Source organism: Enterobacter sp. GD03975, from assembly GCF_029838645.1.
In the GTDB taxonomy this organism is placed as follows: Bacteria; Pseudomonadota; Gammaproteobacteria; order Enterobacterales; family Enterobacteriaceae; genus Enterobacter; species Enterobacter quasihormaechei.
On sequence record NZ_JAOBZC010000001.1, the window covers coordinates 132,828 to 152,665 of the forward strand.

19 protein-coding genes are annotated in these 19,838 nt (G+C 56.7%); 13 read left to right on the forward strand and 6 right to left on the reverse strand.

Annotation, left to right across the window (positions count from 1 at the left end; translation table 11 throughout):
- The first annotated feature begins 149 nt into the window (after positions 1 to 149).
- Entirely contained in the window at positions 150 to 1,805 is a 1,656-nt protein-coding gene (locus N5C09_RS00555; protein ID WP_063866746.1) for a glucan biosynthesis protein, read from the forward strand.
- A 59-nt stretch (positions 1,806 to 1,864) separates the two neighbouring features.
- The gene (gene rimL, locus N5C09_RS00560) at positions 1,865 to 2,404 is read left to right on the forward strand and encodes a 50S ribosomal protein L7/L12-serine acetyltransferase (protein ID WP_279748213.1); all 540 of its coding nucleotides are present in this window, start codon (positions 1,865 to 1,867) and stop codon (positions 2,402 to 2,404) included.
- On the opposite strand, the gene ydcK is transcribed toward rimL, so the two are convergent.
- Positions 2,399 to 3,379, reverse strand: a complete 981-nt coding sequence (gene ydcK / locus N5C09_RS00565) for a YdcK family protein (RefSeq protein ID WP_279748214.1) — start codon at positions 3,377 to 3,379, stop codon at positions 2,399 to 2,401. The two genes, rimL and ydcK, sit on opposite strands and share 6 nt — an antisense overlap.
- 121 nt (positions 3,380 to 3,500) lie before the next feature.
- Here ydcK and tehA point away from each other — a divergent pair, with 121 nt between their 5' ends.
- Together tehA and tehB are read left to right on the forward strand one after the other, a co-directional pair.
- Positions 3,501 to 4,499 (forward strand): dicarboxylate transporter/tellurite-resistance protein TehA, encoded by a 999-nt coding sequence (gene tehA, locus N5C09_RS00570; protein ID WP_279748215.1) that lies wholly within the window; start codon positions 3,501 to 3,503, stop codon positions 4,497 to 4,499.
- Positions 4,496 to 5,089 (forward strand): tellurite resistance methyltransferase TehB, encoded by a 594-nt coding sequence (tehB, locus tag N5C09_RS00575; RefSeq protein ID WP_279748216.1) that lies wholly within the window; start codon positions 4,496 to 4,498, stop codon positions 5,087 to 5,089. Before tehA ends, tehB begins: the two co-directional genes overlap by 4 nt.
- On the opposite strand, the gene pepT is transcribed toward tehB, so the two are convergent.
- Positions 5,086 to 6,315 carry a peptidase T gene (pepT, locus tag N5C09_RS00580; RefSeq protein WP_279748217.1) on the reverse strand — a complete coding sequence of 410 codons (1,230 nt, stop codon included), beginning with the start codon at positions 6,313 to 6,315 and terminating at the stop codon, positions 5,086 to 5,088. The two genes, tehB and pepT, sit on opposite strands and share 4 nt — an antisense overlap.
- 111 nt (positions 6,316 to 6,426) lie before the next feature.
- Between pepT and N5C09_RS00585 the strand changes: the two genes are divergently transcribed.
- Both N5C09_RS00585 and N5C09_RS00590 read left to right on the forward strand, forming a co-directional pair.
- Positions 6,427 to 8,025, forward strand: coding sequence for an ABC transporter substrate-binding protein (locus tag N5C09_RS00585; protein WP_279748465.1), 1,599 nt, complete (start codon positions 6,427 to 6,429; stop codon positions 8,023 to 8,025).
- A 132-nt stretch (positions 8,026 to 8,157) separates the two neighbouring features.
- A complete protein-coding gene (locus N5C09_RS00590) occupies positions 8,158 to 8,832 on the forward strand; it encodes a DUF3313 domain-containing protein (RefSeq protein WP_063866739.1) in 675 nt (224 codons plus the stop codon).
- Between the two features lie 33 nt (positions 8,833 to 8,865).
- On the opposite strand, the gene N5C09_RS00595 is transcribed toward N5C09_RS00590, so the two are convergent.
- The gene (locus N5C09_RS00595) at positions 8,866 to 9,762 is read right to left on the reverse strand and encodes an EamA family transporter (protein ID WP_112792302.1); all 897 of its coding nucleotides are present in this window, start codon (positions 9,760 to 9,762) and stop codon (positions 8,866 to 8,868) included.
- A gap of 174 nt (positions 9,763 to 9,936) precedes the next feature.
- Between N5C09_RS00595 and N5C09_RS00600 the strand changes: the two genes are divergently transcribed.
- A complete protein-coding gene (locus tag N5C09_RS00600; RefSeq protein WP_279748218.1) occupies positions 9,937 to 10,809 on the forward strand; it encodes an AraC family transcriptional regulator in 873 nt (290 codons plus the stop codon).
- Here N5C09_RS00600 and N5C09_RS00605 read toward each other — a convergent pair.
- Positions 10,789 to 11,955, reverse strand: a complete 1,167-nt coding sequence (locus N5C09_RS00605; RefSeq protein WP_279748219.1) for a benzoate/H(+) symporter BenE family transporter — start codon at positions 11,953 to 11,955, stop codon at positions 10,789 to 10,791. The two genes, N5C09_RS00600 and N5C09_RS00605, sit on opposite strands and share 21 nt — an antisense overlap.
- Before the next feature lie 91 nt (positions 11,956 to 12,046).
- Here N5C09_RS00605 and N5C09_RS00610 point away from each other — a divergent pair, with 91 nt between their 5' ends.
- Both N5C09_RS00610 and N5C09_RS00615 read left to right on the forward strand, forming a co-directional pair.
- On the forward strand, positions 12,047 to 12,574 hold the full coding sequence (locus tag N5C09_RS00610; protein WP_063866735.1) for an XRE family transcriptional regulator: 528 nt from the start codon (positions 12,047 to 12,049) through the stop codon (positions 12,572 to 12,574).
- 80 nt (positions 12,575 to 12,654) lie between these two features.
- Entirely contained in the window at positions 12,655 to 14,619 is a 1,965-nt protein-coding gene (locus N5C09_RS00615; RefSeq protein ID WP_063451350.1) for a U32 family peptidase, read from the forward strand.
- Here N5C09_RS00615 and N5C09_RS00620 read toward each other — a convergent pair.
- Complete coding sequence (locus N5C09_RS00620) at positions 14,616 to 14,849, reverse strand: DUF2554 family protein (protein WP_279748220.1); 234 nt, start codon at positions 14,847 to 14,849, stop codon at positions 14,616 to 14,618. The genes N5C09_RS00615 and N5C09_RS00620 overlap by 4 nt on opposite strands.
- A 243-nt stretch (positions 14,850 to 15,092) precedes the next feature.
- Between N5C09_RS00620 and N5C09_RS00625 the strand changes: the two genes are divergently transcribed.
- Positions 15,093 to 15,455 (forward strand): hypothetical protein, encoded by a 363-nt coding sequence (locus tag N5C09_RS00625; protein WP_015570547.1) that lies wholly within the window; start codon positions 15,093 to 15,095, stop codon positions 15,453 to 15,455.
- Positions 15,456 to 15,603: 148 nt separating this feature from the next.
- On the opposite strand, the gene ftrA is transcribed toward N5C09_RS00625, so the two are convergent.
- Positions 15,604 to 16,602, reverse strand: coding sequence for a transcriptional regulator FtrA (ftrA, locus tag N5C09_RS00630; RefSeq protein ID WP_279748221.1), 999 nt, complete (start codon positions 16,600 to 16,602; stop codon positions 15,604 to 15,606).
- Between the two features lie 73 nt (positions 16,603 to 16,675).
- Between ftrA and N5C09_RS00635 the strand changes: the two genes are divergently transcribed.
- The 3 genes from N5C09_RS00635 to urtA all read left to right on the forward strand — a co-directional run bounded on the left by N5C09_RS00635 (position 16,676) and on the right by urtA (position 19,818).
- Entirely contained in the window at positions 16,676 to 17,092 is a 417-nt protein-coding gene (locus N5C09_RS00635) for a rhodanese-like domain-containing protein (protein WP_279748222.1), read from the forward strand.
- Positions 17,093 to 17,242: 150 nt separating this feature from the next.
- Entirely contained in the window at positions 17,243 to 18,346 is a 1,104-nt protein-coding gene (locus N5C09_RS00640) for a cobalamin-independent methionine synthase II family protein (RefSeq protein WP_279748223.1), read from the forward strand.
- Positions 18,347 to 18,546: 200 nt separating this feature from the next.
- The gene (urtA, locus tag N5C09_RS00645; RefSeq protein WP_279748224.1) at positions 18,547 to 19,818 is read left to right on the forward strand and encodes an urea ABC transporter substrate-binding protein; all 1,272 of its coding nucleotides are present in this window, start codon (positions 18,547 to 18,549) and stop codon (positions 19,816 to 19,818) included.
- Positions 19,819 to 19,838: the final 20 nt, after the last annotated feature.

The window sequence follows — 19,838 nt, forward strand, 5'->3', positions numbered from 1 at the left end:
CGACAGAAAATATTTCCTGGTTTGTTCAGATAATCACCCGCCAACAATTGGATTCTTAACCGTTTTTGTTTAGGCTGTGCGTTCTTTCTTGCCGTCATTTCGCTGCGCGCGAAACTCATTCACACGACCATAAGGACGTTTTCTCAGGCATGAATCGCAGACGTTTTCTCAAAGGTTCCCTGGCAATGGCTGCCCTGAGCGGCACTTCTGGCCTTGCTTCTCTGTTTTCCCAGGCGGCGTATGCTGCTGATTCCGATATTGCCGACGGTCAGAGCCGCCGCTTTGACTTCTCCGTTCTGCAATCCATGGCGCACGATCTGGCGAAAACCCCGTGGGGCGGCGCGCCGCGTCCGCTGCCGGAAACGCTGGCCACCATGACGCCGCAGGCGTACAACGCCATTCGTTACGATGAGAAGCAGTCGCTGTGGAATAACATTGAAGGTCGTCAGCTGGACGCCCAGTTCTTCCATATGGGGATGGGGTTCCGCCGCCGCGTGCGCATGTTCTCGCTGGATCAAACCACCTCTCAGGCGCGCGAGATCCACTTCCGACCTGAGCTGTTCAGCTACGGCGATACGGGCGTGGATACCCGCCAGCTGGAAGGGCAGAGCGACCTCGGGTTTGCCGGATTCCGCGTGTTTAAAGCCCCCGAGCTGGCGCGACGCGATATCGTTTCGTTCCTGGGCGCGAGCTACTTCCGCGCGGTGGATGATACCTACCAGTACGGCCTTTCCGCGCGTGGCCTGGCGGTGGATACCTTTACCGACACCCCGGAAGAGTTCCCGGACTTCACCTCCTTCTGGTTTGAAACCGTTAAGCCGGGTGATACCACCTTTACCGTCTATGCGCTGCTGGACAGCCCGAGCATTACCGGTGCCTATAAGTTCGTGATCCATTGCGAGAAGAGCCAGGTGATCATGGACGTCGAAAACCACCTCTACGCGCGCAAAGCGATCAAGCAGCTCGGCATCGCGCCGATGACCAGCATGTTTAGCTGCGGCAACAACGAACGCCGCATGTGCGACACCATTCATCCGCAGATCCACGACTCAGACCGTCTGGCGATGTGGCGCGGCAACGGGGAGTGGATCTGCCGACCGCTGAACAACCCGCAAAAGCTGCAATTTAACGCGTTTCAGGATAAGAACCCGAAAGGCTTTGGTTTATTGCAGCTTGACCGTGATTTCTCCCATTATCAGGACGTCATGGGCTGGTATAACAAGCGACCAAGCCTGTGGGTCGAGCCGCGCAATAATTGGGGCAAAGGCTCCATTGCCCTGATGGAGATCCCGACAACCGGCGAGACGCTCGATAACGTGGTCTGCTTCTGGCAGCCGGAGAAGCCGGTGCAGGCGGGCGACGAACTGGACTTCAAATACCGTCTTTACTGGAGCGCGCAGCCACCGGTGCGTTCGCCGCTGGCAAACGTCTACGCGACCCGTACCGGTATGGGCGGCTTCCCGGAGGGCTGGGCGCCGGGCGAAAATTACCCGAAAGTGTGGGCCCGTCGCTTTGCCATTGACTTCGTCGGGGGCGATTTGAAGGCCGCCGCACCGAAGGGCATTGAGCCGGTGATCACGCTGTCCAGCGGTGAAGCGAAACAGGTGGAGATCCTCTACGTCGAGCCGTTCGACGGGTATCGCATCCTGTTTGACTGGTATCCAACCTCTGACTCTACCGAGCCGGTCGATATGCGCCTGTTCCTGCGCTGTCAGGGCGACGCCATCAGCGAGACCTGGCTGTATCAATACTTCCCGCCAGCGCCGGACAAACGTAACTACGTTGACGACCGGATTATGCGCTAATCATTTTGGGATTGTGCCGGGTAAGCGTTAGCGCCACCCGGCAATTAATAAGAGGCACTATGTCTTCAGAAATTATCCCCGTTAACCAGGATATCGAGCTTCGCGCCGTTGAAGAACGTTATACCGCCGATCTGCATAACCTCGTGATTAAAAACAAAACCTGGCTGCAAACCGCCTTCGACTGGGCGCAGCATGTCGGCAGCGAAGAGGACACGCGACGCAACGTGCAGAGCAACCAGATGCTGCACGAGCGCGGTTACGCCAAAATGTTCCTGATTTTCATGAACGACGCGCTGGTGGGCGTGCTCTCCTTTAACGCCATCGAGCCTGCGAACAAGGCCGGGTACATTGGCTACTGGCTCGACGAAGCGCATCAGGGGCAGGGCATTCTCTCTCAGGCGCTCCAGGCGTTTATGCGCTATTACGTTGAGCGCGGCGAGATCCGCCGCTTTGTCATTAAGTGTCGCGTGGATAACCAGAGCAGTAACCGTGTGGCTCAGCGCAACGGTTTTGTGCTGGAAGGATGCCTGCGGGAAGCGGAAATGCTCAATGGCCGCTACGATGACGTGAATCTTTACGCCAGGCTTTTCCCGCTATAGTGCCCCCAGCAGCGGCGTTCGGGTGATCCGCGTGTCGCCGTTGATCACTTTCGATCCCCGGACGTGAATGCTTTCACCCTCAAGCGCCTCAATAACCGCATCGTCTGAAATTTCCACCTGATGCTCAATCAGTACATCGCCACTGATACGCGCCCGGCCCTGAATCACGACGTGGTCGTCAATCAGGATCGGCCCGCCGCGCAACCACGCCTCGCCGCCTATCAGCACGTGATGTTTAATAACGCAGTTGCCTTCGACGAGGGCGTTTTCCGCAACCTGTGAACTGTACCGCAACGTCGGGATTGCATCGTCCTCTGAGCCGGCCAGCAGGCGGGCGTTGCCGTACACTTTGGCGCAGTCGCACACCCAGACGTTATTAAGCGCGTTGCCCTCAAGAATGGCGCGATCGAACACCTCCGCGCGGTGCTCTACAAAGGCCCAGGTCACCATGGCATCGCCGTAAATTTGCGCCTGATGCACAATACGCGACTGGCTGACCGTTGCGCTGTCGTAGATTTGCAGGATCTGCTCGCGGTCGGGCGTAAGCCCTTTGGCTGCGATCACCATGCTGTTATGCAGCACCCGCGCATCACCTGCGATGCGGCATTCCCCACGCACCGTAGAGTGCTGAATAGTGACGTTGTCACTTATTATCGCGCCGTGACTCACCTCGGCGGCGTCCAGCCAGCTGTTGCCGCTAACGTGTGCGCGGTGGCTTACGAAGCAGGGCTGGGTAAGGCGGGCATTACCGGATACCCGGGCACCGGCAAAGACCACGCTGTTTTCATCGTAAATCCAGCAATCCCCGTCCTGTGCGAGGACGTTCTCATCCTCAACCCAACCGCCTTTTGTCCCGCGGGCAACATCGTTAAAATCGTCCACGGCAACGATCTGTCTGAGGGGCGTTGTGCGCGGCGTGGTCCCGTCCTGCCAGCGCCACAGACGGGTTTCATTGCTAAGCCGATATTTTGTCATCGTCTGATCCCTGAAAAGCCTTTCACTAAACGTAGCAAACTTTTGGCTTGTCGAAGTGCTGGCGTCCACACGGGAAACCCCTTAAAATGGCATTTCAAATACATTTTAAAGTTTAAAAAAAATGCATAATGAAAACCAACGCGTTCTTAATTTGCCCGCCGGGTACTTTGGCATGGTATTGGGTACCATTGGCATGGGGTTCGCCTGGCGTTATGCCAGCTCTGTCTGGCCGGTTACGCGCTGGCCGGGAGAGATCCTGGTGGCGCTGGCGGTGACGATCTGGTTCTTTTTAAGCGTAGCGTTTCTCACCCGTGCGGTACGGTTTCCACGCAGCGTGCTGGCAGAGATGCGACATCCGGTGATGAGCAGTTTTGTCAGCCTGTTTCCCGCCACAACGATGCTGGTGGCCATCGGCTTCGTGCCGTGGTACCGCCCGGTGTCGCTGGTGTTATTTAGTGTGGGCGTGGTGATCCAGCTTGCGTATGCCGCCTGGCAAAGCGCCGGGCTGTGGCGCGGTAAGCACCCGGGAGAGGCGACAACGCCGGGCCTCTATCTGCCGACGGTGGCGAACAATTTTATTAGCGCGATGGCCTGCGGCGCGCTGGGTTTCCACGATGCCGGACTGGTGTTCCTTGGCGCCGGCGTCTTTTCCTGGCTGAGCCTGGAGCCGGTCATTTTGCAGCGCCTGCGCAGCGCCGGCGAACTACCCGCAGCGCTTCGTACCTCGCTTGGGATCCAGCTTGCGCCAGCCCTGGTGGCCTGTAGCGCCTGGCTTAGCGTCAACGGCGGCGAAGCGGACACCTTCGCCAAAATGCTGTTTGGCTATGGCCTGTTGCAGCTGCTGTTTATGCTGCGTCTGATGCCGTGGTATCTGTCGCAGCCGTTCAACGCGTCGTTCTGGAGCTTCTCGTTCGGGGTCTCGGCGCTGGCGACTACCGGTTTGCATCTTGGGCAAAGCAGCCCGTCAGGGTTCTTTCACGCCCTTGCTGTTCCACTGTTTATTTTCACCAACGTCATCATCGCGATGCTGCTGGTCCGTACTTTTATCTTGCTGATGCAGGGCAAACTTCTGGTGCGCGCTGATAAGGCACTGCTTATGCAATCTGAGGAAAAACAATGACTGTCGATGAAAACTACTTTACCGAGAAATATGGTCTGACCCGTACGCACTCAGAGGTGCTACATAGCGCGAATATTGTTAAGCCGGGTAAAACGCTCGATCTCGGTTGCGGAAATGGCCGTAACAGCCTTTACCTGGCGGCCAACGGCTATGACGTGACGGCGTGGGATAAAAACCCGATGAGCATCGATAACATCGAGCGCATTAAGGCGGCGGAAGGGATTACGAATCTGCAAACGGCGATTCAGGATCTGAACAGCCTGACCTTTGACGGCGAATATGACTTTATTCTTTCTACCGTCGTATTGATGTTCCTTGAGGCGAAAACCATCCCTGGTCTTATCGCCAATATGCAGCGCTGCACCAGGCCGGGCGGCTATAACCTGATCGTTGCGGCGATGGATACCGAGGATTATCCGTGTACCGTTGGCTTCCCGTTTGCGTTCAAAACCGGTGAACTGAGCAACTATTACCAAGGCTGGGAGCTGCTCAATTACAACGAAGAGGTGGGTGAACTCCACCGTACTGATGCCAACGGGAACCGTATCAAGCTGCGCTTCGCCACGATGCTTGCGCGCAAGCCCGCTTAACGCGCGGCCAGCAGACAGAGTTGTAGGGCGGTGCGGTAGGACGCCTCGAACGACGACAGCGGTAAAAACTCAAACTTTGAATGGAAGTTATGGGCGCCGGTGAAGAAGTTCGGGGTGAGCAAGCCTTTGGCTGACAGCGCTGCGCCGTCCGTGCCGCCGCGCATCGGCGTTGGCTTGGGCGCGATACCGAGCGATTCCATTGCCTCGAACATCAGGTCGATGGCGCGGCGATCTTCACCAATCGCGTTACTGATATTGCTGTAGGTGTCCTCAATGTGGACTTCCACGTTTGCCGTAGGGTGCTGCGCGGCTATTTGCGCCGCCACATCGGTAATTTGCTGCTTGCGGGCGGCAAAACCCTCTTTGTCGAAATCACGGATGTTGGCTTTCAGCACCGCTTCGTTTTGTCCGGCCTGGATACCGTTAAACCAGATGTAGCCCTCGCGCCCTTCGGTGCATTCCGGAGTTTGCTGGCGATCGAACTGGCTGATGAAGTCCGTGGCCATCAGGAGTGGGTTGACCAGCACCCCTTTGGCGGACATCGGGTGGGCCGTTACGCCGGTAAAGCGAATGTCAGCCGCTGCCGCGTTGAAGTTCTCATAAACAATTTCCCCCAGTTCGCAGCAGTCGATGGTCCAGGCAAAATCGACGTCGAAGCGTTTCAAATCCAGCGCTTTCGCACCGCACAGGCCAATCTCCTCGTCAGGCACAAACGCCACCACAATATCGCCATGCTTATGCTCGGTCGTCAGGTTTTCCAGTACCGTCATAACCACGGTGACGGCCGCTTTATTATCTGCGCCTAATACGCTGGTTCCGTCGCTGAAAATAATCTCTTCATTAGGGTAAGCCAGAATTTCCGGGTGCTCTTTGACGCGCAGCCAGATCCCTTTCTCTTTATTCAGGCAGAGATCTTCACCCCTAAACGTTAATATTTGCGGATGAATATCCGGAGATAAACCGACGTCCACCGTGTCGATATGGGTAATAAAACCAATGCGCGGCGCACCCGCGACATTGCCTTTTTTCACGGCGGTAACGGTAGCGAATTCATCAATCACAATGTCGTCCAACCCCAGCTTTTCCAGCTCGTTCGCCAGTTCCCGCGCCATGTCGTGCTGGCCCGGCGTGGAGGGCAACGTTTTCACTTTTGGATCGCTCTGGCTGGTAATGGCGAGATAACGAAAAAAGCGACGGGTTAATTGTCTGGAGAGTTCAGAGCCCATAGTGTTTCCTTCTGTATTTATTTTTCATGTGTTTGCGCCATCACTTTAATGTTATTTATGGAACGGCAAAAGAAGTAATTAGCCGTCGAATTAAAAAGACAGGAAATAATGATGAAAAGCACATTCACAACCATAACGCTGGCGCTGGCTGCGCTGACGGTCAGTTCCACCGTCGCGGCAAAAACGCTGGTGTATTGCTCTGAAGGATCGCCGGAAAACTTCAATCCTCAGCTATACACCTCGGGAACCAGCGTGGATGCCAGCGCCGTACCGGTTTATAACCGTCTGGTCGATTTCACACCCGGCACCACCGAGCTGGTGCCGAGCCTGGCCGAAAGCTGGGAGGTGAGCGAGGATGGCAAGATCTACACCTTCCACCTGCGCAAAGGGGTGAAATTCCACAGTAATAAGCTGTTTACGCCGACGCGCGACTTCAACGCGGATGACGTGATTTTCTCGTTTATGCGCCAGAAGGATGTGAATCATCCTTACCATAACGTCTCGAACGGCAGCTATTCCAACTTTGAAAGCCTGGAGTTTGGCAGCCTGATAACGGCCATCGACAAGGTTGACGAGCACACCGTGCGCTTCACCCTGGCGCACCCGGAAGCACCGTTTGTCGCTGACCTGGCGTGGTATTTTGCCTCCATCCTGTCGGCGGAATATGCCCATGCCATGCTGAAAGCGGGCACGCCAGAAAAGGTCGATATGCAGCCGATTGGCACCGGTCCGTTTAAGCTGGCGCAGTACCAGAAGGATTCCCGCATCCTCTTTACCGCCTTCCCGCAATACTGGCAGGGGAAATCGAAGCTGGATCGTCTGGTGTTCACCATCACGCCGGACGCCTCGGTGCGTTTTGCCAAAGTTGAGAAGAACGAGTGCCAGGTGATGCCGTTTCCGAATCCGGCGGATCTGCCGCGCATGAAGGCCAACAAAGACATCAATCTGATGAGCAAGGCTGGCCTGAATACCGGTTTCCTGGCGTTTAACACGCAAAAGCCGCCGCTGGATAATCTGAAGGTGCGCCAGGCGCTGGCGATGGCAATTAACAAACCCGCCATCATTGACGCGGTGTTCCACGGAACCGGCACGGCGGCGAAAAACCTGCTGCCGCCTGGCGTCTGGAGTGCCGACAGCGCGCTGAAAGACTACGATTACGATCCTGAAAAAGCGAAGGCGCTGCTAAAGGCGGCGGGATTTGCCAACGGCGTCAGCATCGAACTGTGGGCCATGCCGGTGCAGCGGCCTTATAACCCGAACGCGAAACGGATGGCTGAAATGATCCAGGCGGACTGGGCGAAAGTTGGCGTACAGACCAAGATCGTGACCTATGAATGGGGCGAATACCTGAAGCGCGTGAAAGGAGGGGAACATCAGGCCGCGCTGATGGGCTGGACAACGGCGACAGGCGATCCGGATAACTTCTTCGGGCCGCTGTTTACCTGTACGTCCGCCAACGGCGGGTCGAACTCGGCAAAATGGTGTTATAAGCCCTTTGATAACCTGATTGCCGAAGCTAAATCGATAACCGATCGCGAAAAACGCGTGGCGCTGTACAAGCAGGCGCAGCAGATGATGCACGATCAAATGCCGGCGGTGATGATTGCCCACTCGACCATTTTTGAGCCGGTCCGTAAAGAGGTCACGGGCTATGAAATCGATCCCTTCGGCAAGCACCTGTTCTGGCAAGTGGATCTGAAAGAGGAATAGTTATACTGCCCGGTTTCAGCCGGGCACTATTTTCGCTATTTGTGCTGTCTTCGTCATTTTTTGCCACACCACGTTCCCTCCTTTTTTGTTATAACTTCAAGTGCATACTTGCAGATAACATGGAATACCATCATGCGTACTCAGACTTTTTTTAAAGTTGCAGTGCTTTCTGGCCTGTTGGCCCTTTCAGGCTGCGCGTCAAAAGTCGCAGCCCCCGAGCAGTATTCAGGCTTTTTAAAAGATTACTCAGGCTTGCAGGAGATGACATCTGCAACCGGGAAGCCAACCCTGCGTTGGGTTGATCCTTCCTACAATGAGGCGAATTACGACAGCATTATCTGGACGCCGATTACCTATTACCCGGCGCCAAAACCGACCACTCAGCTTGGGCAAAAAACGCTTGATGAGGTGTTGAGTTATACCAATACCAAACTGAAAACCGCGATTGGCCAGCGTAAGCCGATTGTCACGACGCCAGGCAAACATAGCCTGATCTTCCGTGGCGCCATCACCGGCGTGAGCTCGGACAAAGAAGGTTTGCAGTTCTATGAAGTGGTTCCTGTCGCGCTGCTGGTTGCGGGAACGCAGATGGCAACTGGCCATCGCACCATGGATACGCATCTGTTCTTCGAAGGCGAGCTGATCGATGCGGCCACCAACAAGCCGGTAATTAAAGTTGTTCGTAAAGGTGAAGGTGAAGAGCTGGCAAATGAAAATACGCCGATAGGCTTCGCCACGCTGAAACAGGTTGTGGATGACATGGCGACGGATGCCACCATGTTTGATGTTCATCAGACTGCAAAATAATCAACACGGCCTGCACCTTCGCAGGCCGTTTTTTTATGCCGTCCGCAGGCGTCGGAACCAGGTCTCCGGTTTGGTAAACATCACCATATTTCCCCCCAGAATCAGCAGCAGGCCTGCGATCCCATTGAGATGCCATACGTAGCCCTCGTAAATTGTTGAAATCGACAGGGCCACCAGCGGGAACAGCAGGGTGCTGTACGCGGCTTTACCGGGACCAATGCGGCCCACCAGCGTAAAATAGGCCCCGAAGGCAATCACCGAGCCAAACAGCGCAAGATACAGCAGCGCCCCCATATAGCTCACCGTCCATTCCGGCATAAAGCTATCACCCCTGAAGAGGGCGATAAGGCCCATCACGACGGTGCCATACAGCATCGCCCAGGCATTGGTGGTCATGGTTTCCAGTCCGTTGCGCTGATGACGCATGCTGATCATATTCCCCAGCGAGAAGCCGTAGGTGCCGAGGGCGGAAAGTCCAATACCGGTGAGCAACGACGCGCTCCAGCCGCTGGCGAGCAGATCGTTCCAGAACAGGGTGATGATCCCGATAAGCCCCAGCGCTGCCGCCGTCCAGAAGCGTGCGGGCGGGCGCTGGCCGAAGAAGATAAAGCTGTTGATGGCGTTATACAGCACGGCCATCGAGAAGATCACCGACTCGAGGCCGGTATTGATATGGGCGGCGGCGGTGTAAAAGCACCAGAAGTTGAAGCAGAATACGCAGCAGCCCTGAAGCAGGCAGTAGAGGTGATCCCGCAGCGCCAGCCTGCGCAGGCGGCGAAGGGCGAGCAGGACAATCATCATGGTGGCGCTGGCCACGGCGAAGCGCCAGAAAATGGAAACCGGGGCGGGAACCGGCCCCTGTTGCAGAAAAATGGCGATCCAGGTGGTGCCCCAGATAACAACGACCAGCCCATAGAGTAATGCGTTCATGGTTTCTCTCTTCTCATACCGCGAAAAACCCCAGTGTGACGAAAGCGCGGGCGGGCGGCTTTCATCGGCTTGCGCCGGACTTGCACATTCTTGCGCTTTTTTCTCACGCGAACGCTGGTAACAGGCTGCAACACTTCATAGACTGACAGTCTGATTAATCACCTGTTTACGGCCATGTCTCTCGTTTACGACACCTTTGAAACGTTACGCCAACAAAATGCGGTGCTGCGGGAAACCGTCGCGCTCAATTCTGGCATTCAACTGGCGGCGTGGTACAACAAGCACGATACGATCACCGTAAAAAGCAACCACCATACGCTCAGCCTGTACGTGGCGGATGGCTATGAAAGCTATCAAAAAACCCCCGGTGGCTGGAAAAATGGCGGCGGGCCGGATCGTTTTTGCCTGATGCCCGAAGAGAGCGAATCCACGTGGGATATTCGTGACGACCTGTCGTTCGTCCACCTTTACTGCACCGATGAACATCTGCGGGACGTGGGGGAGAAAATCTGGGATAAACGTCCGTTATCGCTGACGCTGGATGAAAAAATCTTTGGCAGCGATCCGAAAATCACCGCACTCTATCGTCAGTTTTTGCTGGGCTGCGACTGGCAGCAAAACGCCAATCAGCTCACCCTGAGCACCGCGTCGACCTTACTGCTGACGCATTTAGTCCAGCATTATTCCAGCGTACAGTGGAAGTTACCGGTGGTCACCGGCGGGTTATCGCCGTTTGTGCTGCGTAACGTAGTGGCCTTTATCGAGGAAAATCTGGCGCAACCCTTAACGCTGGCGGAGCTGGCGGGTCAGGCCGCGCTCAGCGAGTATCACTTCGCCAGAATGTTCCGCCAGTCGATGGGGCTGGCGCCGCATCAGTACGTTATGCAGCGCCGCATGGAGAAGGCCAAAGCGCTGGTGCAGCACACCACCACGCCGCTCACCGACATCGCGCTGGCCTGCGGATTCAGCTCCGCCAGCCACTTCAGTAACCGTTTTCGCAGCATGACGGGGATGACGCCGTCCCAGTTACGCGCGACGAAGGCGTGAAAAGACCGCGTAACATAACCCACCCAGTACCAGCCCCCAGAAGGCGGAGCCAATCCCCAGGATCGTGACGCCGCTGGCGGTCATCAAAAAGGTGACGATCGCCGCGTCGCGCTCCGCTTCATGATTCAGCGCCTGATACAGACTGCCGCTAATCGTACCGAGAAGCGCCAGCCCGGCCAGCGTCTGGATCCCGCTCAGCGGCAGGGCGGCCATCAGCCCGGAAATCGAGCCGCCAAAAACCCCCGCCAGCAGATAAAACCCGCCTGCGGCCACCGCGGCCAGCCAGCGTTTACTGGCATCCGGGTGGGCGTCGGGGCTCTGGCAAATGGCGGCGGTGATAGCGGCGATGCAGATGGAATAGACGCCGAAGGGGGATAACACCAGCGCCAGCCCGCCGGTCGCAACGATAAGCGGTGAGACCGCCAGCGGGTAGCCCGAAGCCTGCATGGTGGCGAAGCCGGGCGCATTCTGCGACGCCATGGTCACCAGAAAGAAGGGCAAGCCGATGCTTATCAGGCTGGTGAACGTGAACGCAGGGGCAATAAATTCAGGCATGATAACCGATAACGTCATTTTATCCGTGACAACGTCACTTCCGGCCCAGGCCGCGAGAATGCCCACCAGCAGCGTGACGACAATGGCGTAACGGGGAGCCACGGCTTTGGCCACCAGCCAGGCGGCCAGCATACTGCCGCAAAGAAAAAGGTGCCCCTCAAGGTTGCTGAATGCCTTCAGGCCGAACTGTAACAGCACGCCCGCGAGCATAGCGGCGGCAAGCGAGTGCGGGATCAGCTTCATCAGCCGGGCAAACAGGCCGGTCACGCCGCACAGCAGGATCAGCGCATTTGCAAACATAAATACCCCGATGGTTTCCGCCAGCGTGACGCCATGCAGGCTGGTGGCGAGCAGCGCCGCGCCGGGCGTTGACCAGGCGGTCAGCACCGGCGCCTTGTACCACCACGATAACGCAAGCGTGCTGATCCCCATCCCGAGGCCCAGCGCGGTCATCCATCCGCCGATTTGCTGTGGGGTTGCGCCTGCCGCCGCGGCGGCCTGCCAGATAATGGCGGCAGAGCTGGCATAGCCCACCAGGACGGCAACAAAACCGGCCAGTACGGCAGGAAAGAGAGGGGCAGTCGATCGCATGGGAACTCCGTTGTGCGTTATAACGTCCGGCGTAAGGTATCACTGTGCGCTATAGCGTACAAGTGGTATGCTTCGCACAACGGGAGGAACCATGGATATTACGCAACACCTTGCCACTACACTGAAAGCGCTGCGTCAGGCGCGGGGCTGGAGCCTGTCGAAGCTGGCCGAAGAGACGGGCGTGTCGAAAGCGATGCTTGGGCAAATCGAACGCAACGAGTCCAGCCCGACGGTCTCCACCCTGTGGAAAATCGCCACCGGGCTGAACGTGCCTTTTTCGGCGTTTATTACCCCAGAGAGCGACCCGCAGGCGGTATTTGATCCGCAACAGCAGGCGATGGTGGTGAAGCCGCTTTTCCCCTGGGACGACCAGCTCAGGTTTGACCATTTCTCCATCACGCTGTCGCCCGGCGCGCTGAGCGAGTCCACCCCGCACGAAGCCGGGGTGATTGAACACGTGGTGGTGATAAGCGGTGAACTGGAGATGCAGATCGACGGCATCTGGCGGACGATTTATGCTGATTCTGGGGTGCGTTTTGCCGGCGACAAACCGCACGCGTACCGCAACAGCAGCGCCCGGACGGTCCATTTTCACTCTCTGATCCATTATCCCCGCTAAAGCGTCGCAAAACGGTTTCACTGACACAGACTTCTGACTACAATAGCCGCCATTTTGACCATAACGGATAACGACGAAGTATGCGCCTGCACTCCCATCATCTTGAACTGCTCAGCCCGGCCCGCGACGCCGCCATTGCCCGTGAAGCCATTCTTCACGGTGCGGATGCCGTCTACATTGGCGGCCCTGGCTTCGGTGCCCGTCATAACGCCAGCAACAGCCTGCGCGATATTGCCGAACTGGTGCCGTTCGCCCACCGTTTCGGGGCGAAGGTGTTCGTGACCCTGAACACCATTCTTCATGATGATGAGCTTGAGCCTGCGCAGCGTCTGATAACCGATCTCTACCAGACCGGCGTTGACGCGCTGATCGTTCAGGATATGGGCGTGCTGGAACTGGATATCCCGCCGATTGAGCTGCACGCCAGCACCCAGTGCGATATCCGCACCGTTGAGAAGGCAAAGTTCCTTTCGGACGTTGGGTTCACACAGATTGTTCTGGCGCGCGAGCTGAACCTGAACCAGATCCGCGATATTCACCAGGCGACCGACGCCACTATTGAATTCTTTATCCACGGTGCGCTGTGCGTGGCGTATTCCGGGCAGTGTAATATCTCTCATGCCCAGACGGGGCGCAGCGCTAACCGGGGCGACTGCTCTCAGGCCTGCCGTCTGCCGTATACCCTGAAAGACGATCAGGGCCGCGTGGTGGCGTTCGAAAAACACCTGCTGTCGATGAAAGATAACGATCAGACGGCGAACCTCGGCGCGCTGATCGACGCCGGGGTGCGCTCCTTCAAAATTGAAGGGCGCTACAAGGACATGAGCTACGTGAAAAATATCACCGCCCATTATCGTCAGATGCTGGATGCCATCATCGACGATCGCGGTGATCTGGCCCGCGCCTCCGCCGGACGTACGGAGCATTTCTTTATTCCGTCCACGGACAAAACCTTCCACCGCGGCAGCACGGATTACTTTGTGAATGCGCGCAAAGGGGACATCGGCGCGTTTGACTCACCAAAGTTTATCGGCCTGCCGGTGGGTGAAGTGCTGAAGGTGGCGAAGGACCATCTCGACGTTCAGGTTACAGAGCCGCTGGCGAACGGCGACGGTCTTAACGTGATGATTAAACGTGAAGTGGTCGGTTTCCGCGCCAATACCGTGGAGAAAACCGGCGAAAACCGCTATCGGGTCTGGCCGAACGAAATGCCTGCCGATCTCTACAAAGCCCGTCCCAACGCGGCGCTGAACCGTAACCTGGACCACAACTGGCAGCAGGCGTTGCTCAAGACCTCCAGCGAGCGCCGCATTGCGGTGGATATCGCGCTGGGGGGCTGGGAAGAGCAGCTGATCCTGACCATGACCTGTGAAGACGGTATCAGCGTGACGCATACCCTCGACGGCATGTTCGAGGTAGCGAACAACGCGGAGAAAGCGCTGAACAGCCTGAAGGACGGCGTGGCGAAGCTGGGTCAGACCATTTATTACGCGCGTAATATTGAGGTGAATCTGCCGGATGCGCTGTTCGTGCCGAACAGCCTGCTGAATCAGTTCCGTCGCGAAACGGCTGAGATGCTGGATGACGCGCGCCTGGCAAACTATCCGCGCGGCAGCCGTAAGGCCGAAGCGGTGCCTGCGCCGGTTTACCCGGACACGCATCTCTCCTTCCTTGCGAACGTTTATAACCACAAAGCGCGTGCGTTTTATCATCGTCACGGCGTGCAGCTGATTGACGCCGCGTATGAAGCGCATGAAGAGAAGGGCGACGTGCCGGTGATGATCACCAAACACTGCCTGCGGTTTGCCTTTAACCTCTGCCCGAAGCAGGCGAAAGGCAATATCAAAAGCTGGAAAGCAACCCCGATGCAGCTGGTGAATGGTGACGAAGTGCTGACGCTGAAATTCGACTGCCGTCCGTGTGAAATGCACGTTATCGGTAAGATGAAGAATCACATCTTCAAAATGCCGTCGCCTGGCAGCATTGTGGCCTCCGTCAGCCCTGACGACTTGATGAAAACCCTGCCGAAGCGTAAAGGCAGCTAACCCGGAAAGTGGGTATCGGGTTTGCGCGATTTCAGCCAGGAATGGCGCTCGCGCAACCCCTCCGCAGACTCCTCTGCCTCGCTGCGTAACGCGTCGCTGTCACCTTCATGACGAAGCTGATGGTCGGCGTTTTTTACATACAGAAATTCATGTCCTTTGTGCTCCGCCATAATCTGCCCTGAGAACAGAGCGCTTATCACCAGCAGTAGCGACAACCCTTTTCTGAACATCCTTCATCCCCCGAAAATACGCCAGGGTTATCGTAGGGATAATTTCATAGAGTAATTATTTAACTGTTCAAATTTGAGAAAACAAACTGTCAAAATTTGTGATCGCAATACAGCGCATCTGAGACTATTCTTAAAAGCAATATTGACGTTGTAAACTCCCATTTCTGGTATGAAAAGAGCAGCTAGATTTATGGGGAAATCATTTACAATAAGATTTTTCTGGCTAAGGATTGGATCTAATAAATGAAAAAAATAATCGTGCTATCACTTTTGGGCGTAGTGGTTGCTGTGGGTGCTGCTGCCAGCATCTATTCAAACGAAGAACCAGAATATATTCAGTCAGCGAAAAGCCGCGTCGGTTCGTATTTAACCAGTGATTACGGCCGCGTCGAATGTAATAGCACCCAGGTAAGTGAAGATCGCTGGGAGCTGGGCTGCACCAACAAGGCGAGGGGGAAAACCTTTCAGTTTGCCGTTTACCCATCCGAGCAGGCACCGTACGGAGTCTCTCGCGCGTTCTATCTCGAAGCGATTAATGATGATGCCCGCCAGAGCGCCGAGCAGGGGCTGATGCGTTATCTGCAAATTAATACCAAAGCGGGTTAATCGATTCGTTTATGCTTCGTTGAGGCTCACGGTGGTAGATTGCAGGTGATCCACATCCCGGTATGGAATACCGGAGCGTAGATACCAAAATACAAATCTATCCATGCAAGCATTTACCGCCAGAATATGGCGGTTTTTTTTTGCCTTTTTATCTGGTCGGCTGCAAAAACTGCTTTCGATATTGCGTCGGGGAAAGGGCATATTGCTGGCGGAAATGGTGGCGCAGCGTGGCGCTGAGTCCAAAACCGGTTTGTTCTGCAATATTGTCGATGCTGAGTCGGCTATTTTCGAGATAATCCTTCGCCCGCTGCAATCTCGCCGTCAATAACCAGCGCGCGGGCGTGGTTCCGGTCGCGTCCTGGAAACGGCGCAGAAAGGTACGCTGACTCATGCCAACCCGCAGGGCCAGCGACCCGACGGTATGTGGCACGGCAAGATGCTGATGAAGATAATCAAACAGATGGCCCAGGCGCTGACTTTCCCGCAGTTGAGCCACCGGCCGGCTTAGCTGCTGGGTTTGCGAGCCATCTCTGTGGGGCGGGATCACCAGCCGACGCGCCACGCGGTTTGCCGCCTCCATACCGTAATCCCGGCGCACCACGTGCAGGCACAGATCGATCCCCGCCGCGCTGCCGGCGGAGGTAAGAATATCCCCCTCGTCCTGATACAGCACATCTTCCACCACGGTGACGGCAGGATAACGTGATTTCAGCGCGTGCGTGTAACGCCAGTGGGTGGTCGCCTTCCGCCCGTTGAGCAGGCTCGTGGCTGCCAGCACAAAAACGCCAGAACAGATTGAGAGCAGCTGACAGCCGCGGGCGTGCGCCGCGCGTAACGCCTGACAGAGCGCCTCGGGTACGGGTTCGTCCAGCCCTCGCCAGCCGGGTACAACAATCAGATCCGCCGTCTCCAGCAGGTGCAGATCGCCATCGGCCAGAATGCGTATCCCGCCCGTTGCCCGGAGTTCGCCTTCATCCACGCTCGCCACGGCGAACCGATACCAGTCGTCGCCCATCTCCGGGCGCGGCAGGCCAAAGATTTCTACCGCCACGCCAAACTCAAAGGTGCACAAACCGTCATACGCCAGCACGACCGCGCGCGGAGGAGTGTGTCTTAAGTTTGTCATCTTTTTGCTGTTTTCTGGCATAGGTGGAGGCATTCATGGGCTGTATTAAGGGATAGAGTAGTGTTAACACAAACACCACAAATGAGGAAGATTCATGAGCTATGTTACTGAATTTCCGGCTGCCGAGCCGCAGGAATCCGTGGGGCATTTTCTGCGACGCTTAAGCGTAGAGACGGACTGCGCCGATGTGCAACACGCTATATCCAGCGGTGAGCAGGACTTCGCTCTGCTGCACGTGGTCGGGAAGCCCGAGCATTTTGCCCGGCGTCATCTGCCCGGCGCGCAGCATTTACCCTGGAGCCAGATTACCGCAGAGCGGATGAACGCGTGGCCGGCGGGCACGCTATTTGTCGTCTATTGTGCTGGCCCGCACTGCAACGGCGCGGACAGGGCGGCGCTGAAGCTGGCGCGTCTGGGTCTGCCGGTCAAGATTATGCTCGGGGGCATGACCGGCTGGGAGGATGAGCAGTTCGCGTTTGCAGGATCGTCATCATCCGGCTCTGGAACATGAATTTTTTTCAACACAGATGAAATTTTCTCGTTTGTCGGCAGGGAGACGGTGTGACATCTTCTTAAGACGTTTAGACATCCAGAAGTCTAAAGATTCAAGAGATGAATTATCACTGTGGGCAATTAACGCCGACAGACAAAGGAGATTTCCATGCAGCGACACCACGCCCCGTTCCGCGCCGATGTAGTCGGCAGCTTTTTACGCCCGGATTCCATTAAACAGGCGCGCCTGCAATTTGCCAGCGGTGAGATCGATGCCGGGCAGCTTCGCGCGGTCGAGGACGAGGCCATTCGCCACGTCGTTGAGCAGCAGTGCGCCTGCGGTCTGAACGTGGTGACGGACGGTGAGTTCCGCCGCGCCTGGTGGCACTTCGACTTCTTTGACGGGCTTCAGGGCGTGGAGCGTTATGACGCTCAGCAGGGCATACAGTTCAACGGGGTGCAGACCAAAGCCCACGGCGTGCGCGTCACGGGCAAGCTGGGCTTCGGCGATCATCCTATGCTGGAAGACTTCCGCTACCTTAAAAGCATCAGCGGCAACGCGCAACCGAAAATGACCATTCCGAGCCCGAGCGTGCTGCACTTCCGCGGTGGCCGCAAAGATATTGATGCCACGGTCTATCCGGACCTGAACGACTACTTTGACGATCTGGCAACCACCTGGCGCGACGCCATTCGGGCATTCTACGACGCGGGCTGCCGCTATCTGCAACTGGACGACACCGTATGGGCCTATCTCTGTTCGGAAGATCAGCGCCGCCAGATCCGGGAGCGGGGGGATGACGCTGACGAACTGGCCCGCATCTATGCCAACGTGCTGAACAAAGCGCTGGAAGGCAAGCCGGACGACCTGACCATCGGGCTGCACGTCTGCCGCGGCAATTTCCGCTCAACGTGGATTTCAGAGGGCGGCTATGAGCCGGTGGCAGAGGTGCTGTTCGGCACGGTTAACGTCGACGCGTTCTTCCTGGAGTACGACAACGATCGTAGCGGCGACTTCGCGCCACTGCGTTTTGTGCGCCCGGGCAAACAGCAGGTGGTTCTGGGGCTTATTACCACCAAGCACGGCGAACTGGAGAACCCTGAAGGGGTGAAAGCACGTCTGGAAGAAGCTGCGCAGTACGTCGCGAAAGAGCAGATTTGCCTCAGCCCGCAGTGCGGATTTGCCTCCACGGAAGAGGGTAACAGCCTGAGCGAAGCCCAGCAGTGGGACAAAGTTCGCCTGGTGACGCAAATCGCCAGCGACGTCTGGTAACGCCCTCCACAGCGCTGCATTATTACAGTGCAGCGCTGTACCATTCTGAGTCGTTTCCCGTCATCCTTCTCTCGCATCCCTTTAAAATCTAGCCTCTGCAACCTGGCACTCTTTTTGCTCTCCTGAAACTGACGTTACTTTTTCTGCGTCCGGGCGGTAACGGACGTCTTCGCACAGCTTTCTTTTTCAGGAGTGAAAATATGCACCGTCGTACCCTTATTAAAGCGTTCGCCCTGTCCGCATCCGTCGTCGCCATGGGCATGAGCTTTGGCGTCCAGGCCGCAGACACCATCAAAGTTGGGATTATGCACTCTCTGTCCGGCACGATGGCCATCTCAGAAACACCCCTGAAAGATGTCGCCCTGATGACCATCGATGAAATCAACGCCAAAGGCGGCGTGCTGGGGAAAAAGCTGGAACCGGTGGTGGTCGATCCGGCATCCAACTGGCCGCTGTTTGCCGAAAAGGCCCGCCAGCTTCTGAGTCAGGATAAGGTCGCCGTGGTGTTTGGCTGCTGGACGTCGGTTTCGCGTAAATCGGTTCTGCCGGTCTTTGAAGAGCTGAACGGTTTGCTGTTCTATCCGGTGCAGTACGAAGGTGAAGAGATGTCGCCTTACGTCTTCTATACCGGCGCGGCACCCAACCAGCAGGCGATCCCTGCGGTGGAGTACCTGATGAGCGAAGACGGCGGCAGCGCGAAGCGCTTCTTCCTGCTGGGTACGGACTACGTTTACCCGCGCACGACTAACAAGATCCTGCGTGCCTTCCTGCACTCGAAGGGCGTGGAAGATAAAGATATTGAAGAGGTCTACACCCCGTTTGGTCACAGCGATTACCAGACCATCGTTGCCAATATCAAGAAATTCTCCGCGGGCGGCAAAACGGCGGTGGTCTCCACCATTAACGGTGATTCCAACGTGCCTTTCTACAAAGAGCTGGCGAACCAGGGGCTGAAAGCCACTGACGTGCCGGTGGTGGCGTTCTCGGTTGGCGAGGAGGAGCTGCGCGGTATTGATACCAAACCGCTGGTGGGTAACCTGGCGGCGTGGAACTACTTTGAATCCGTTGATAACCCGACCAACCAGACCTTCGTCGCGGCCTACAAAGCCTACGCGAAAGCACACAAGCTGCCGAATGCTGACACCGTAGTCACCAACGATCCGATGGAAGCGACCTACGTTGGCCTCCATATGTGGGCGCAGGCGGTTGAGAAAGCCGGTACGACCGACGTGGATAAAGTGCGCGCGGCAATGGCGGGCCAGTCCTTCAGCGCGCCGTCCGGCTTTACGCTGACCATGGATGCCACCAACCACCACCTGCATAAGCCCGTCATGATTGGCGAAATCGAAGGTAACGGCCAGTTCAACGTCGTCTGGCAGACCGAACAGCCGGTACGCGCTCAGCCGTGGAGCCCGTTTATCGCCGGGAACGACAAAAAGCCTGACCAGCCGATGAAAACCGCCAGCAACTAAGCCAACACCCAGGGAGAGAC